The sequence below is a fragment of the Microbulbifer mixtoriginis (SeqCode) genome (assembly GCF_052467705.1).
Genome location: NZ_CP174322.1, coordinates 4029328 through 4045697, shown reverse-complemented (window position 1 = coordinate 4045697; position 16370 = coordinate 4029328). Strand labels below are relative to the sequence as shown.

General features: G+C 52.5%; 15 protein-coding genes. 6 read left to right on the top strand and 9 right to left on the bottom strand.

From position 1 onward, the window contains the following. Positions 1-41: 41 nt before the first annotated feature. The 3 genes from holA to leuS all read right to left on the bottom strand — a co-directional run bounded on the left by holA (position 42) and on the right by leuS (position 4280). A complete protein-coding gene (gene holA, locus ACJJIB_RS17715; protein WP_444887021.1) occupies positions 42-1046 on the bottom strand; it encodes a DNA polymerase III subunit delta in 1005 nt (334 codons plus the stop codon). A gap of 11 nt (positions 1047-1057) precedes the next feature. Next, the gene (locus tag ACJJIB_RS17710) at positions 1058-1582 is read right to left on the bottom strand and encodes an LPS-assembly lipoprotein LptE (RefSeq protein WP_444887020.1); all 525 of its coding nucleotides are present in this window, start codon (positions 1580-1582) and stop codon (positions 1058-1060) included. Between the two features lie 100 nt (positions 1583-1682). Continuing rightward, the gene (leuS, locus tag ACJJIB_RS17705; protein ID WP_444887019.1) at positions 1683-4280 is read right to left on the bottom strand and encodes a leucine--tRNA ligase; all 2598 of its coding nucleotides are present in this window, start codon (positions 4278-4280) and stop codon (positions 1683-1685) included. Between the two features lie 162 nt (positions 4281-4442). On the opposite strand from leuS, the gene ACJJIB_RS17700 reads away from it, so the two are divergent. The 3 genes from ACJJIB_RS17700 (at position 4443) to ACJJIB_RS17690 (ending at position 6251) form a co-directional block, all read left to right on the top strand. Further along, complete coding sequence (locus tag ACJJIB_RS17700) at positions 4443-4892, top strand: zinc ribbon-containing protein (RefSeq protein ID WP_252083074.1); 450 nt, start codon at positions 4443-4445, stop codon at positions 4890-4892. After that, a complete protein-coding gene (locus ACJJIB_RS17695; RefSeq protein WP_444883976.1) occupies positions 4889-5674 on the top strand; it encodes a YdcF family protein in 786 nt (261 codons plus the stop codon). The genes ACJJIB_RS17700 and ACJJIB_RS17695 overlap by 4 nt, the downstream gene beginning before the upstream one ends. 199 nt (positions 5675-5873) lie before the next feature. Further along, the gene (locus tag ACJJIB_RS17690; protein WP_444887018.1) at positions 5874-6251 is read left to right on the top strand and encodes a hypothetical protein; all 378 of its coding nucleotides are present in this window, start codon (positions 5874-5876) and stop codon (positions 6249-6251) included. A gap of 39 nt (positions 6252-6290) precedes the next feature. Here the strand turns inward: ACJJIB_RS17690 and ACJJIB_RS17685 are convergent, their stop codons facing one another. The 6 genes from ACJJIB_RS17685 to miaB all read right to left on the bottom strand — a co-directional run bounded on the left by ACJJIB_RS17685 (position 6291) and on the right by miaB (position 13026). Beyond that, positions 6291-7208 (bottom strand): TIGR01777 family oxidoreductase, encoded by a 918-nt coding sequence (locus tag ACJJIB_RS17685; RefSeq protein WP_444887017.1) that lies wholly within the window; start codon positions 7206-7208, stop codon positions 6291-6293. A 114-nt stretch (positions 7209-7322) separates the two neighbouring features. Continuing rightward, on the bottom strand, positions 7323-8888 hold the full coding sequence (lnt, locus tag ACJJIB_RS17680; protein WP_444887016.1) for an apolipoprotein N-acyltransferase: 1566 nt from the start codon (positions 8886-8888) through the stop codon (positions 7323-7325). A gap of 81 nt (positions 8889-8969) precedes the next feature. Continuing rightward, positions 8970-9863 carry a CorC family transporter gene (locus tag ACJJIB_RS17675; protein ID WP_435583622.1) on the bottom strand — a complete coding sequence of 298 codons (894 nt, stop codon included), beginning with the start codon at positions 9861-9863 and terminating at the stop codon, positions 8970-8972. Between the two features lie 64 nt (positions 9864-9927). After that, on the bottom strand, positions 9928-10398 hold the full coding sequence (gene ybeY, locus ACJJIB_RS17670) for an rRNA maturation RNase YbeY (protein WP_444887015.1): 471 nt from the start codon (positions 10396-10398) through the stop codon (positions 9928-9930). Between the two features lie 17 nt (positions 10399-10415). Continuing rightward, on the bottom strand, positions 10416-11444 hold the full coding sequence (locus ACJJIB_RS17665) for a PhoH family protein (RefSeq protein WP_252083068.1): 1029 nt from the start codon (positions 11442-11444) through the stop codon (positions 10416-10418). Positions 11445-11658: 214 nt separating this feature from the next. Then, positions 11659-13026: a tRNA (N6-isopentenyl adenosine(37)-C2)-methylthiotransferase MiaB gene (gene miaB, locus ACJJIB_RS17660; protein ID WP_444887014.1), complete on the bottom strand. Its 1368-nt coding sequence runs from the start codon at positions 13024-13026 to the stop codon at positions 11659-11661. A 181-nt stretch (positions 13027-13207) separates the two neighbouring features. On the opposite strand from miaB, the gene ACJJIB_RS17655 reads away from it, so the two are divergent. The 3 genes from ACJJIB_RS17655 (at position 13208) to olsF (ending at position 16330) form a co-directional block, all read left to right on the top strand. Continuing rightward, a complete protein-coding gene (locus ACJJIB_RS17655) occupies positions 13208-13540 on the top strand; it encodes a DUF1820 family protein (protein ID WP_211214910.1) in 333 nt (110 codons plus the stop codon). A gap of 316 nt (positions 13541-13856) precedes the next feature. Then, positions 13857-14648, top strand: coding sequence for a UDP-2,3-diacylglucosamine diphosphatase (locus tag ACJJIB_RS17650; protein ID WP_444887013.1), 792 nt, complete (start codon positions 13857-13859; stop codon positions 14646-14648). Further along, positions 14645-16330 carry a bifunctional ornithine lipid synthase OlsF gene (gene olsF, locus ACJJIB_RS17645; protein ID WP_444887012.1) on the top strand — a complete coding sequence of 562 codons (1686 nt, stop codon included), beginning with the start codon at positions 14645-14647 and terminating at the stop codon, positions 16328-16330. The genes ACJJIB_RS17650 and olsF overlap by 4 nt, the downstream gene beginning before the upstream one ends. The last annotated feature ends 40 nt before the right edge of the window (positions 16331-16370 follow it).

Genomic DNA, 16370 nt, shown 5'->3' with positions numbered 1-16370 from the left:
TTAGCGGCGTTTAAAAGAATCCGATTGCTTGGGCTAACTTTCTAAACGCTTTTCTGTCCACTCAAATTAAGTGTGAGTTCCATAAGGCCATTCCATGGGGACTGGTGAGTGTTGCCACCTTTGATCGCCGAATCCACCGCTCTGGCTTTTAAAAGAAGAGCCTCCAGTATATTTGGCGTTAGACGGTTTAAGGCATTTTGTACAAGTGGTTGGCGTTTTTGGATGCGAACTAAACGTGCTAGTTGCTGGCCCTGATTGAGTTTCTCCATTAGTTCCAGTAATGAGCGCATCTCTCTTGTTAGGGCCCAGAGCACCACAGGTGGCTCAATACCTTCCGAGCGTAAGCCTTGTAGCGTTTTGATCGCTTTCTCGGCTTCTCCTGCCAAAGCTCTGTCAATTAAATCGAAAACACTGTATCGCGCAGAGCTGGTTACACTTTGCTCTAACAGTTCGACCGTTATTGTCCCGTCACTATTTAAAAGTTTGAGCTTTTCGATTTCTTGGCTTGCTGCGAGCAGATTACCCTCTACTCTTTCGGCGAGAATACGTATAGCTTCTTTCTCAGCAGATAACCCTACGGCATTGATCCTTTGGTTGATCCAGTGTGGCATTTCCTGGGCGCTAACAGGCCAAATTTGTACGAGAGCACCATGCTGCTCAAGTGTTTTAACCCATTTGCTATTGAGTTGTGATTTGTCCAGCTTGGGCAAAACCAGCAGTAGTATCAAATCCTGACTGGCGAGAGCGGCAAATTCCTGTAAGGCTTTACTGCCTTTATCCCCTGGTTTTCCACTGGGAGCGCGTACCTCGATAAGCTTCCTCTCTGCAAAAAGAGACATATTTCCGGCTGAGGCAAGTAATAAACCCCAGTCGAAGTTATGCTCTGCATGTAGAAGTTCCCGCTCAGCGAAACCATTCTGCCTCGCTGCCGCACGTATTTGGTCGCAAGATTCCTGAACCAGGAGTGGTTCATCGCCTGAGATAATATAAACCGGCGCAAGCCCTTTCCGTAGTTGCTGGGGAAGCTGTTGGGGATTAATACGCATGACAGAACTACCTAGTAGCTCTTATCTTGTAAGGGGGCATTGACATCGATACGGCGCAAACGGTTGATCATTCGGCTAATCAACTCGCGGCGCATTTCCGCGCGTAAGAGGCGTTCCTCTTCTCCCTTGCTGACTATTTCTGAGACGTTCCACTCCAATGATCTATAGACATCGGCCTGAGCTTTATTTAGCAGTACTTCGCCACTGTGTGTACGCACGCTATAAATCGCGCTGGTAATCAACTCGTACTCAGAAGCCCGCCCTTCAGAATCCACGGCGACAGTTAATTTTCGTTCTATTTCTTTATGAATGGTGAGTAGGTAGTCCGCTTCAATAGGGGATGGAGCAACAGGGACCCCGCCGTTTTCCAGAAGACGGCTAATTTCATCGGCAATATCACTACGAGGGTTCTCACTCGATATGTAAATAGTACTGCCTGGAGGAAAGTTTTTTGGCGCTCCCCGCAGGTGCCAACCGCAACTGGCGGTGGCCACAAGGGTAACTAGCAGGACGATACGACGTGCAAATGTTTTCATAAACTACCTGGCTTTAGTGCCAGCAAATAAAGGGTTTGCAGATATGGGCCGGGAGCATAATGCTCCCGGCTATTGGTTGGATATAACTGCGCAGTAATTTTTACTTCGCGACAATATTTACCAGTTTGCCTGGCACAACGATGACTTTGCGTACGGTGGCATCGCCAATAAATTTCTGGACGTTTTCGTCGGCTAGGGCGAGTTTTTCCAAGCCCTCTTTGTCCGCATCAGCAGGCGCATCCAGCTTTGCACGTACTTTGCCATTGACTTGAACGACCAAAGTAATTGAGGTACGCACCAGAGCCTTTTCATCTACTACTGGCCAGGGAGCATCAATTAAGGTGTTGTTATTGCCCAGGATTTGCCACAGTTGGTGGCAAATATGCGGAGTTACCGGAGCCAGTAGTAAGACAGCTGCCTGTAGAGCCTCTCTCTCCACTGCCAGCCCCTGCTCATTACTGCGATCCGCCAGTTTACCAACCTCATTGAGAAGCTCCATCACTGCGGCAATAGCCGTGTTGAAGGTTTGACGGCGTCCGTAGTCGTCGCCAACCTTCTGAATCGTCTCGTGGGTTTTTCGGCGTAATTGTTGTTGCTGGTCGCTCAAAGACTGTTGGTCAATCTGAGCGCTGCTAGTGCTTACAGCAACATGTGCTTGTACAGTTTTCCAGAGCTTTCGCAGGAAGCGGCTGGCTCCCTCCACGCCGGCATCGTGCCACTCCAAAGTTTGTTCGGGCGGAGCTGCAAACATTGTGAACAGGCGTACAGTATCGGCACCGTATTCTTTAACAGCAGCATGGGGATCAATGCCATTGTTTTTTGACTTGGACATCTTCACAACGCCACCAGCAATTACTTCTTCACATGTTGCGCGCTCAACTGCCTTGATGGATTTTCCTTTCTCATCCCGCTCGACATCAACATCGGCGGGGTTGATCCAGGTTTTATGGCCGTTTTCTTCTTTGTAGAAGGATTCAGCCAACACCATCCCCTGGCATAACAGCTGCTTGAAGGGTTCATCGCTGTTGACCAAGCCCTCATCCCGCATCAATTTGTGGAAAAAGCGCGCGTAGAGAAGGTGCAGGATAGCGTGCTCAATACCACCTACATATTGGTCGACAGGTAGCCAGTAGTTGGCGCGGTCGGGATCGAGCATGCCCTCTTCGAAGTCTGGGCAGGTATAGCGAGCGTAGTACCAGCTGGACTCCATAAAAGTGTCAAAAGTGTCGGTCTCACGCTCGACCGGCGTACCATTGAGTTCGTCCTTGCGCCATTCGGGATCGGCTTTAATAGGGGACTGAACACCGTCCAGCTCCACATCTTCCGGCAGTAAAATAGGGAGTTTCTCGGCGGGCACCGGGATTTCTCCACCATCTGCGAGGTTGAACATGGGGATAGGGGCGCCCCAGTAGCGCTGGCGGGATACACCCCAATCGCGCAGGCGATAATTGGTGGTCACACGGCCTTTGCCTGCTGCTATTAAAACTTCGGAAATCGCGGTAAAGGCACCATCAAAATCCAGACCATCAAAATTGCCGGAGTTCACCAGTTTGCCTTTTTCGGTGAAGGCTTCTTTATTGAGATCGATTTTCTGGCCATCGGCGGGCGCTATGACTTGAGTCAAAGGCAACTGATACTTGTGTGCGAACTCCCAGTCGCGTTGATCGTGGGCGGGTACTGCCATCACCGCGCCAGAGCCATAATCCATCAGTACATAGTTAGCTACCCAGACGGAGACTTCCTCCCCGCTGATGGGGTGAATAGCCTTGAGACCGGTGTCCATGCCTCTCTTGTCCATTGTGGCTATATCGGCTTCAGACAGAGATTGCTTTTTGCACTCAGAGATAAATGTTTTCAGTTCGGGGTTAGTCTCTGCTAACTCCAGAGCGATTGGGTGTTCAGCGGCGAGGGATACATAGGTGACGCCCATCAGGGTGTCTGGGCGGGTGGTGTAAACATCGAAGTGATCCATACCAGCCACAGTGGTGGGCAGGCTAAAGCTCAGCTCCACACCTCGGCTCTTGCCGATCCAGTTGCGCTGCATGGTGCGCACCTGCTCGGGCCACTCCGGTAGCTTATCCAGGTCCTTGAGCAGCTCTTCTGCGTAGTCAGTGATCTTGATAAACCACTGGGCCAGCTCGCGCCTCTCCACGGTAGTGCCGCAGCGCCAACAGGCACCATCTTCAACCTGCTCGTTGGCGAGCACGGTCTGGTCATTGGGGCACCAGTTCACCGCGGAGTTTTTCTTGTAGACCAGACCCTTTTCATAGAGACGGGTGAAGAACCATTGCTCCCAGCGATAATAGGATGGCTGGCAGGTGGCTAGCTCGCGGGACCAGTCGAAGCCAAATCCGAGAGCTTTCAGTTGCCCCTTCATATAATCAATATTGGCGTAGGTCCATTTTGCTGGCGCGGTTTTATTCTGGATCGCAGCATTTTCAGCCGGTAAGCCGAAGGCATCCCAGCCCATGGGGTGCAGGACATTCTTACCCTGCATACGCTGATAGCGGGAAATAACATCGGTAATGGTGTAATTGCGCACATGGCCCATGTGCAGCTTGCCGCTGGGGTAGGGGAACATGGATAGGCAGTAGAACTTTTCCCTGCCGGTATCTTCCTTTACCTCAAAGCTTTTCTCTGCCTCCCAGAATTCCTGGGCGGAAGCTTCGACTGCGGAGGGGTTGTACTGCTCTTCCATCGATTGGGGACCTATACTCTGTGATCAAATTTTGCGGGGAAACTTTTCAGTGTTTTAGTGGAAGCAGCTCTGGATCGACAAGCAAAAGGATTGATTGCGATCAAGGACTGCCCCCAGAGCATCTTTTAGGATGCGTAAACGCGAGATTATAGGAGGGATACCGTGACGAAGGAACCGAAGTTACCGCCGAAGGACGATCTGGCCGATGAGTTTCGTGAAGACCTGGAGGATTTGATTGAGGGAGAGCTGGCAGTTGAGGACCTGACCGCAAATAAGGTCGCTTTTCTTCGCGCCTGGTTAAAAGATGATCTGCATCGAGCCGGGGATTATATGCGCGGTCTGGGAGGGGAGCTGATTACTCTGGAAGAGCGCGGGGGTGACTGGTTGCTGAACGCAGCGGACCCGACAGAAACGGCTTGGCCCAATCTTATGCGTTGTATCCGTGAAGGCAAACCCTGGGCCCTTGCGGGTGAGATAGTGGGGGCCGATGAGGAGCTGCAATGTCTGGGGTGTGGTTATCTCGCTCAGCCGCCGGAGAATAGTCAAATTACACCCTGTCACCGCTGTGGCTATGGTTGCTTCAGGCAAATAGAAGGCGGCCTTGAGTATTGATTGAGCTGTATAAAATAGCGGTCAATTTGTTGATGCCACCACTGGCGCCAATGCTGGGGCTGCTGGCGGCATTCTTGATACGCTTTTTTCCTGAAGGCTCTTTGCTGGAGAAATTGTCTCTGCCATTGGCGATCCTCTCATTTTGTCTGCTCTGGCTTAGTGCTACTCCGGCTTTTTCAAGCTGGATCGGTAAGCGCTTGGGCGTTGTAGCAGATTTACCTGATACAGAGGCAGCTCCAAGGGCTGTGGTGATCCTCGGAGGCGGTGTTTACAGGGATAATCAACAAGGCTATGAGTACCTATCTGCGTCCAGTTTGGAGAGGGTGATCTGGGCAGCAAAGCATGTCCCAAGGGATATGCCAATCCTGGTGTCCGGCGGCCGTGTTTCACCGGATGAGCATGTCTCTGAGGCAGAGTTGATGGCGAAAATGTTGGATGAGATGTCCCGCCCGGTGAGTTGGCGCGAAGCTTGCAGTCGAACTACCGCAGAGAACGCGGTAAATAGCGCGGAGATATTGCGCAATTCAGGTGTGGGAACTATTGTGCTCGCCACTCACTGGTGGCACATGCCCAGGGCTGCGGCAGTTTTTACCCGCGCAGGCCTAAAGGTACAGCCTTTATCAGTGGGCAGTGCTTCTGAGTTAGAGTCAAGGGAAAAGGGTGGGGTCTTAAATTGGGTTCCCAGTGCTGAGGCGCTGCTGCGGACTCAGGCCTATTGGCGGGAACTATTGGCACAAGCCTGGTATCAATATCGACCACTGCCACAGGCCAAAAAGTGCTGAGGAACTTTTGTGATGCGGTGCTCTCAGATACTTATCAGGCATGAGGGAATAGGCGTCGGCGAGGGATTGCATCTGTTTTTTGAAAGCTGGTTGTACTAGGTAAATGGACGACTGGCGCCACAGATCTCACCCGCTAATTACTACTTACATTGGAGTAGCGACTGTGGATAACAACCATAACAATAAACGAGATAACCTTATGATGAAGGGCATCCCGGTTTCCTTCACTCCCATCCAATTGCACAACCGACTCAACCGGGCTGTTTGGATCGGCTTCAAGCGTGTGGACCAGGATGGCCGAATTCTATTTTTCCTATGTGGCGGTGCTGAGAGCGGGGCCCATTTGAATAAAAATTTCGAGACATTTGCGGGGCAAATTGTCCGTGAGTTCGGTTTAGATCCTGCAGAAGTGGAATTCATCGAGCTGCGGGTAAATGCAGAGGAGTCCCAGTGGTATCGCTGGCACGCGCACTGGGTTGGCTCAGCCCCTATGGGTAGTCACGGGGATTTAGTCACCAGTGAATCCAGTCGGCGTTATTTAATGCAGGCCCTGGAGAGTAGCGTGGTCGCGGCTTAAGCAGCATAGCCTAATCCAGCCAATAAAAGTGCCCAGGAATCAGACACTTACCTTATTACTAGCATTGTCTTTAGCTAGTAGGTCGGCTAGTGCTTGTTCCAGGGTAGGAAACTGGAAACTGTAGCCGCTGTTTAAGGCGGCTCGGGGCTCCACTCTTTCGCTGGCAAGGAGTAGCTCTTCTGCCATCTCCCCGAACAGGGTTTTTAGCAGCCAGGCTGGAGAGCGGAAAAAGCAGGGGCGGTGTAGCTGTTTTGCCAATAAGCGGCTGAAGCTGTTATTGGTAACTGCTTCTGGAGCACTGGCGTTAAAAGGGGTGCATAGGCGTTGGTCAATAGCGTGAAGTATCAATCCGACTTCGTCGTCTTCGTGAATCCAGCTCATCCAGTGTTCGCCAGAACCCATTGGTCCACCAAGTCCCAGGCGAAATGCCGGTAGCATTTTGGGAAGTGCTCCCCCTCGGTTGGAGAGCACAATAGCGGTGCGTATGATTCCGACGCACATCCCGGCCCTTTGTAGTGGCAGTGTGGCCGCTTCCCAGTCACGGCACAGTTGTGCGGAAAACCCTCCGCCAGCAGGGCTGTCCTCCTTGAGCAGTTCGCCGCCACGGTCTCCGTAGTATCCAATAGCAGACCCTGAGAGAAAGTAATTGGGGCGTTCTCTTTGGGCGAGTGTCCAGCGTACTAGCCGTTCGGTGGTATTCAGGCGTGAGTGGCGAATTTCGGCACGGCGTTTCTCAGTCCAGCGAGAGGAAATGGGTTCCCCTGCCAGATTGACAACAACATCTACCCGCTCTTGCACCTCTTCAGGAGCGCTGGCGGCATTGACAGACTCTCCGCAGAGTTGGTGTATCTTATCCGGATGGCGACTAAGTACTGTAAGTGTGTCGCCACGAGCGAGCCAGCGTTGGCAAAAGAGTCTACCGATCAAACCGGTGCCACCACTGATTAAGCAATGCATAGACTGCCCATCCCCGCCATAATTTCACAGGTAAATTGCATGCAGCATAGCAGTCATCTGCACATGCGGGGTGTCTCGGCGGCGCACTTTAGAGTGATCAGTGGCAGGTCATTACTATTCGGTCACTCCCCCGGTCATCGGCTTGGCAGTGCTGTTTTTTCGCTTGCGATTGAGAATTACAGCCAGCGCCAACATTGGTAGTGCCAGGGCAAATACTGAGAAAATTCCGGCAAGCATAAATGGTGTTGAGCCGCGCATCGCACGTATGTCACCGCTCATATTGGCTTGCTCAAATTGTGGCAGCTGCTCAATGATAAGCCCGCGGGGATCGACAATCGCGGTTACACCGGTATTGGTGCCGCGGACTAAATAGCGACCGGTTTCCAGTGCGCGCATTTGCGCCATTTGCATATGTTGCAACGGCCCTATGGATTCACCGAACCAGGCATCATTACTGATGGTCAGGAGTACCTGGGAGGTGAGAGCGCTATCCGCCACTAGGCGAGGGTAGACAATTTCATAGCAGATTAGTGGAGCCCAACGTGCTCCTGCAGCATTCAGTGGCCCCTGTTGGTCGGGTCCGGAGCGAATAAAGGAGGTGGGTAAATTGAAGAATTCGATAGTGCCTCGAATCAGCTCCTCCAGTGGGACATACTCACCAAAAGGTACCAGGTGACGCTTATGGTAAACACTGGGGCTGCGGCCAAAGACCGCTGCGGAGTTGTGGACTTTGCGAGAGTTATCCACAGGGCTGTGGGTGTCGTAGAGAATTCCGCTGATAAGATCAATGCCGGTTTTCTCTGCATTGCGTTGCAGAGCCTGCATTAGGTTCGGAGCCTGGCCGTAAAACATGGGTAGCGCTGCTTCAGGCCAGATTATAACGTCGACATCACGCTCGCTCAGGGTGCGGGTACCCTCCTGATAGCGGCTAATAGTCTCGCCGCGAAACTCCGGCAGCCACTTTTTCTCCTGGGGAATATTAGCCTGTACCAGTCCAACGGTGATGATGCCTCCCTCTGCCTGAGTCCACTGTATATTGGCGAGGGCAGCACCGAGGGGCCAGGGTACGATTGCTGCTCCAATCAGTACAATATTGGCTGGTCGCTTGAGGGGGGACAAGCGGCCACTGGCAGCCAGTGCGATGACCGCACCGGAGAGGGCCAGAAAAAGCCCGATTCCGTAGACACTCACCACCGGAGCCCAACCAGATAGCCAGGTCTCCAAGTGGGCATAGCCGGCGAACAGCCAGGGAAAGCCAGTAAACATCCAGCTGCGGAACCACTCACTGATAAACCAGAGTGCGGCAAAGGCGAGGGCGAAGCTAAATTTGTTGGCGGTAAAGCGACCGAGGAAATAGAACGGTGCTGCAAGCAGCGCCGCCATCAGCGCGACGAAGCTGGCGGTGAGTGCGAATCCCAGCGGCGGCGAAGAATTGCCAAAATTGGTAATTGAGACATAGACCCAAGAGCCACCAGTGGCGTAAAGGCCTAGCCCATAACAGAAAGCTAGCCAGAGGCTGGTGCGCCCACGTAGCGGCTTGCCGCGAGAGGCAAACAGGAATAGCCCGGCAAAAAGCGCCAGAGAGAGTAGGCCGCACAACCAATAGTTGAAAGGGGCCAGGGAGAGCGTCATTAGCCCGCCGGCAGCTGCACCAGCGGCAGGTAAAAGTAATCTTCGCATAGACTCGCTTAATCGGTAGCCGCCGTTGCGGCTGCATCCTACCCGAGAAAATCTTGGCTAGAGCCCCAGAGGGGGCTTAGCTCAATCTTCATCGGGTGGTTTACGCATATGGGCCACGCGCAGCAGGTGGATTTGCCGGCTGTCCGCGTAGAGCACCCGGAAGAGGAAGTCTCCCAGGCGGGTGACTTCATCGCGACCGGGCAAGTGGCCGAAAGACTGCATAATCAGACCACCAACCGTGTCGAATTCTTCATCGCTGAATTCAGATTTAAAAAATTCATTGAACTCTTCAATCGGCGTGAGAGCTTTGACTATATAGTCATTTTCTCCCACCCGGCGGATAAAGCTATCTGCCTCTTCCTCATCGGTTTCGTCTTCGATCTCACCGACAATTTCTTCGAGGATGTCCTCAATGGTCACTACGCCGGAAACGCCGCCATATTCGTCGATAACGATGGCCATGTGGTAGCGGTTTTCACGGAACTCTCGCAGGAGAATGTTGAGGCGCTTACTTTCAGGAATGATATTGGCTGGGCGAATAATATCTTCGAGTTGAAATTCGCCGACGCCCTTGAGGAGCAGGGGGAGCAGGTCTTTGGCTAGCAGTATTCCGCGGATATCGTCGATACTCTCGCCGACGACAGGAAAGCGTGAATGGCCTGACTCGATAATCTTGGGGAGAAACGTTTCCGGCTTGTCCTGTAGCCCTACAACCACCATCTGCGAGCGAGGGATCATTATCTCCCGAACCTGCTGGTTGGATACGTCCAGGGCGCCCTCGATGATGGACAGGGCCTCGGCGTCAACCAGCTGATTTTCAGCGGCGTCTTTGATGATGTCCAATAGTTCATCGCGGGACTTGGGTTCGGCAGAAAATGCACCAAACAATCTTTCCAGCCAGTTTTTTTCACTCGACCTGGCTTTGCTGGAAGAGTGACTACTTGGGGGCTCGTCAGTGGTCATGGAAGTGGCCATGCTCCGAATATCTCTCGTCTATTTCAATCAGTAATCGTTAGGGGTAGATTCATTTCAACCCCCGTTATCCCGCCTCATCGAGAGGGGTGTAGGGGTCCGCAAAGCCGAGATGGGTCATTAGGCCAGTCTCTAGCCTTTCCATGATTTCCGCATCGCTGTCTTTGATATGGTCATAACCCAGAAGGTGCAGTGTGCCATGGACTAGCATATGTGCCCAGTGCGCCTCAGTCGTTTTGTTCTGTTGCTCCGCTTCCTTCTCCACAACGGGAGCACAAATTACCAAGTCTCCTAATAGTGGGAGGTTCAGCTCTGCGGGAAAGTCTGCTTGGAAGGACAGGACATTGGTCGGCTTATCTTTGCCGCGATATTGCGCGTTGAGCGCCTGGCTCTCCTCTTCGTCGACGATACGAACTGCCAGTTCGGCCTCATCTCGTCGACCGGACAGAGCGTTAATGACCCAGGTGCGGATCTTTTCATCGGAGGGGAGATTTGTGCAGCGGCTAGCCCGCTGCACATCAAGGGTTAAATCAATCATAACTCTGTGGAGGAACCTCAGGCGGCATTCTCGTCGGCTTTGTTGCTGACACTGGCATCCCGCTCAGCCTCGTGGATATCGTAGGCTTCGACAATACGTTGTACGAGAGGGTGGCGGACAACATCCTTGGCGCCGAAATGGGTAAAGCTGATGCCGTTGACCTTGCCCAGGACTTCCACCGCGTGACGCAGCCCCGAGGCCTGTCCTCGTGGCAGGTCCACCTGGCTCGGGTCTCCGGTAATCACTGCAGTGGAGCCGAAACCGATCCGGGTCAGGAACATTTTCATCTGCTCGCGTGTGGTGTTTTGGCTTTCATCGAGAATGACAAAGGCGTTGTTGAGGGTGCGCCCACGCATATAGGCCAGGGGGGCTACCTCGATCACATTGCGCTCTATGAGTTTGCCCACTGTTTCAAAGCCGAGCATTTCATAGAGTGCGTCGTACAGCGGTCGTAGGTAGGGGTCTACCTTCTGACTCAGGTCACCGGGGAGAAAGCCGAGCTTTTCGCCTGCTTCTACCGCCGGGCGCACTAGTAAGATACGCTCCACTTGGTCTTTGAGCAGGGCCTCGACCGCACAGGCTACTGCGAGGTAGGTCTTGCCGGTACCCGCTGGGCCAATACCGAAATTGATATCGTTACTCTGAACCGCATGCACATACTTGCGCTGATTCAAACCTCGGGGACGCACAGAGCATTTCTTAGTACGAATCAATACCACCTGGTCTGCTTCAGTGGATTCGCCCTTCTCTCCCTTGTGGAGAAGCTCCTCTACACCGGCTTGTTGCAGGGCTAAGTGGATCTCATCTGGGGTCAGTTGATCCCGGGAGTCAGTCTCCTTGTACAGGAAGCTAAGTAATTCACAGGCAGCCTTGGCTTTTTTAGCTTCACCGTAAACGGCGAACTGATTGCCGCGGTTGCGGATCTCAATATCCAGTCGCTGTTCTATTTGGCGCAGATGTTGGTCGAACTGACCGCAGAGGTTGGCGAGACGGCGAGCATCGTTGGGCTCGAGGGTAATACTTTGAGCGAGGGTTTGCGTTTCCAAACTGGTTTCCGGCACCTTAATCTAGAGGGTTCATAGCTAGGGTATACCCATTTTCCCCAGATAGGAAAGCTTTGGGTGCTACCAATAGGTTCTAACTTTACCCGATTTTAATTACAGCTTGTAATTTCAAAGGTGTTATTAGGAAATTTGGGTGGCAAGGGGTGGTTTTAAAGCACGCCTTGCCAGGAGGGAAGGGCGGTCACAACGCCTCAGATCAGAATAAGTCCTCTTCCAATTCCGAGGTGAGTAAAGTGCCGCGTAGGGAGTTTGGCAGGGCTTCCTCAATCAGCACATCGGCAAATTTGCCGATCAGGGCCAGGTCATCGGCGCGGAAATTTACCACCCGATTGTTTTCAGTGCGTCCTTGCAGCTGTCCTGGATCCTTCTTGGATACTCCGGTCACCAGAACCCTTTCAGTGTTACCTACCATGTGCCGGGCAATTGCCTGGGCCTGCTGGTTGATACGGTTTTGTAAAAGCTGCAGGCGCTCTTTTTTGATGCCTTCCGGGGTGTCGTCGGGGAGATCCGCTGCCGGAGTACCTGGGCGCGGGGAATAAATAAAGCTGAAAGATATATCAAAGCCCACTTCCTGAATCAGGTTCATGGTAGCTTCGAAATCTCTGTCGGTTTCACCGGGGAAGCCCACGATAAAGTCCGAAGACAGGCAGATGTCCGGGCGTATTTTCTTCAGGCGGCGAATCTTGGACTTGTATTCCAGCGCGGTGTGTCCACGTTTCATGGCCATTAAAATACGGTCGGAGCCACTTTGCACTGGCAGATGCAGGTGGCTGACCAGTTCAGGCACCTGTGCATAGACGTCGATCAAAGCGTCGGAGAACTCTACCGGATGCGATGTGGTGTAGCGGATGCGGTCGATGCCATCAATTGCCGCTACATAGGTGATCAGCTCGGCGAAGTCCACTTCCTGTCCGTCTACCCCGGCGGCGCGGTAAGCATTGACGTTCTGGCCAAGTAGGTTCACTTCCCTTACACCCTGCTCTGCTAAGTGTGCTACTTCTTCCAGTACATCGGCGACTGGACGGCTTACTTCCTCGCCGCGAGTGTAGGGCACTACACAGAATGTGCAGTACTTGGAGCAACCTTCCATAATGGAGACAAAAGCCGTGGCTCCGTCGGCTTCAGGTTGTGGCAATCGGTCGAACTTCTCGATCTCCGGGAAGCTGATATCTACAACGACCACGCCATTCTTCTGCTCTTTGGTTTCCATCATTTCTGGAAGGCGGTGCAGAGTTTGCGGGCCGAAGATCAGATCTACATAGGGCGCGCGCTTGGCGATAGCCTCGCCCTCCTGGCTGGCTACACAGCCTCCGACGCCGATAACCAGCTCGGGATTTTTTTCCTTGAGGCGTCTCCAGCGACCCAGCTGGTGGAACAGTTTTTCCTGAGCTTTCTCGCGAATGGAACAGGTATTGACCAGGAGAACGTCCGCCTCTTCGGGATCGTCGGTGGGTACCATAGCGTGAGACTCGCCGAGTAGATCGCGCATCCTGGCGGAATCGTACTCATTCATTTGGCAGCCGTGGGTTTTGATGTATAGCTTTTTCGCCGGTGTATCGGACATATCGTGCCTGATTAAAAACTGGTCAATTAAACGGGTGGGGCATTATAGCGACAGGACCCGGCACTGCATAGATGGCTATATTAGCGGTTGAGAACCTGTGCTATTCTTGCGCGCTTTTTCGGGCTTTGCCCGCTTTCTGAACAACTTCGAGCTTCGGGGTATTCCCCATCCTGAGAGACTTATGGCCAACCCGATATATAAAGTGATTTTCCACAACCAGAGCCAGGTGTATGAACTCTATGCCCGGGCGATTTATCAGAGCGATATGTACGGCTTTATTGAAGTCGAGGAGTTTGTTTTCGGGGAGAAGGCCCAGCTGGTAGTGGACCCCAGTGAAGAAAAGCTAAAAACCGAGTTTGCCTCGGTAACCCGTTCCTATATCCCGATGCACAGTATTGTGCGTATCGATGAGGTGGAAAAAGAGGGGACAGGCAAAATTGTTGAAGTTAAAGGCGATAAAGTTGCAAAGTTTCCCTTTGCACCGCCCATTCGTCATCCCCAAGATACCGAATAACCCTCCCCCTTTACCGAATCAGCTGGCCTTGGGGCAGGCTGATTCGGGCGCCTAAAGCCCTCGCAGTCTAGCGGGTTTCACTGCAATATAAGCTTCAATAAAGGTCCTCTGGACTGTCATCAAATCGCTGCAAAGTGACTGCGCAGGCGATCATTGGCCTTAATGGTATTTGATCGATATCTAATAAACGTTCGCCTGTTCGCGGCTTGCAAACTATTGACCGATAAATTCCACTGCATGGCATAGGTTGGCGCTCGGCAGGCAGGTTATCAGTCTTTACGCGAGTTGATTACTGGTCAAAGGTTGGAGCCTTGCTATGGGCAATCGCTACCGTGCGCTGTGGATATCTGATGTCCATTTGGGCAGTAGAGACAGTGAGCCTCATCGGTTGGCGGATTTTTTGGCACAGAATGGTGCCGATAAGGTGTACTTGGTAGGGGATATTTTCGATATGTATGCCCTTTCTAAAGGGAAGGGCACCTGGTGTCAGGCATCCTCCATGTTATTGGGGATGCTTTCGGAGTTAAGCAGTCTTACTCCGGAGGTTATTTATATTCCCGGAAATCACGACGCCCCCATGCGCAGCTGGGCGGGTAAACGTTTGGGCAATATTCGTATCGAGCGCGATTGGATTCACACAGCTGCCAGCGGTAAACGCTACTGGGTAACCCACGGCGATCAATTTGAACATAATATCAAAATTAATCCGTTCAGTTATCACATTGGGGATCGCAGTTACTATCTTATGCTGCGATTTAACCGCTGGATTAATTATTGGCGCAGTCGTTTCAACAAGCCCTGGTGGTCTCTGGCCAGCCAAGTAAAGAACCGTGTGAGTGCAGCCAGGCAAATGATGACCGATTTCGAAAATGTCGCTGTGGGTGAGGCTCAGGCCAAGGGGATGGATGGGATTATCTGTGGGCATATTCATCGCCCGGCGCTGCGCAATAAGAACAGAGGTGGGCGTACGGTTACTTACGCAAACTGCGGTGATTGGGTTGACTCGATGAGTGCCGTGGCAGAACAACAAGATGGCAGCCTGGAACTGCTCCATTGGTACCGGGCCCCAAAAATAGCCAGCATAATGACAGAGGTGGTGGCCGCATGATTCAGCTTGAAACACTGTTACAAAAAAATGCCTGGTACAGCGCAGCGCCGCAAAAGCCCACACGAAAATTGGTCTCCGCTACCCTTAAAAAAATTTGCTGTGAGGAACAGATTGTAGAATTTGGGCGGCGTTACCCTCACTTGGGGGGGCTGGATTTTATTCGCCAGTTATTTAGTGACCTCAATTTCCGCTATGAGTTAAATCCTTCGGAATTGGAGCGGGTGCCAGTGACTGGGCCCTTGATTATTGTGGCTAATCACCCTCTGGGCAGCCTGGATGGCCTGGCATTAATCGATATGGTTGCCAGAGTGCGCAAGGATGTGCGTGCAATTGCCAGTCACCTTTTATGGAATATTCATCCATTGCGTCCATATTTTTTGCCGGTAGATAACTTTAACGGGCGTACCCGCCGTGCCGATGTGCAAGGGATTTATGATTATCTCGGCCAGGGTGGGGCTGTAATTATTTTTCCCGCCGGTGAGGTTTCACGCCTAAGCCCCCAGGGGGTGCGCGATGGGCGCTGGAATCCTGGATTTGTACGCTTTGCTGAGAGGGCCAATGCACCGATCTTACCGGTGCAAGTGCTCGGCAGAAATTCCTGGTGGTTCTACGGCCTGTCGATGCTGAATAAACCACTTTCAACCCTTTGGCTTATTCGAGAAATGTTCAAGCAAGCCAGTCGTGGTATTGATATCCGTATTGGCCGCCCCTTGGAAGCGGAGCACTTCCGCAGTTGGCCGCTAACTCCCCGTGCCCAGGCGGCTCTCTGGCGCAAACATGTTTATAAATTGCATCGTTCTCCCGCGCCTCTAGGGCCGGAACTTATTGCCGCTGCTGAGTCTCGGGGGGAGGTGAAAAAAATAATCGAGAGCTGTGAAGCTCTGACCTCCCAGGGGAACTTCTCCGTGCGACTCTATCGGCAGCGGCCGGATTGCCCGGTTATGCGTGAGCTGGCGCGTACGCGTGAAGTGGCTTTCCGGGCAGTGGGTGAGGGTACAGGACAGAGTCGGGATTGGGATGCATTTGATGCGCACTATGACCACTTGCTACTGTGGGACCATCATTGCCAGCAGATAGTGGGCGCCTATCGTATAGCGGGCACCGAGAGCTTGGCAGAGAATGAAATCTACAGCAGCACCCTATTCAATTATCCCTCCCCACCGCGATATTGCCTGCCGGGTTCGGCAGAACTTGGTCGCAGTTTCTTACTGCCCGAATACTGGAGGGGCAAAGGGCTGGATCTGCTTTGGAGTGCTATCGGCCAGTGGGTCTTGCGCAATAAAGTACGCTATTTATTTGGGCCTGTTTCTATGCCGGGAACATTTTCGGTGCGGGCAAAGTCGGCAATTGTAAGATATTTTTCCCATTATTTTGCTCCGCAAAACCCACTGGGCGATGCGCGTCTGCCTTTCCTGCAAGCGGGTGCACCTCTGCCAGATCTCTCTGGGGATTCAATTGCGGATATGCGCCAGTTAAAACTGGTATTGCGTGAAGAAGGGGTGGTTCTACCGCCACTTTTCAAAAAGTATGCTGCACTGACCAAGCCGGGTGGCACTAGTTTTCACGCCTTCAATGTTGATCCAGACTTTTGTGATTCCGTTGATGGGCTCGTGGTGGTCGATTTAAATTTAGCCGATGAGAAGTTCGCACGACGCTATCTCTCAAGCGAAAACGCTGCCTGAATCAAAAGGGCAGCTTTTAATGCCGCCCTTTTGGTTCTCG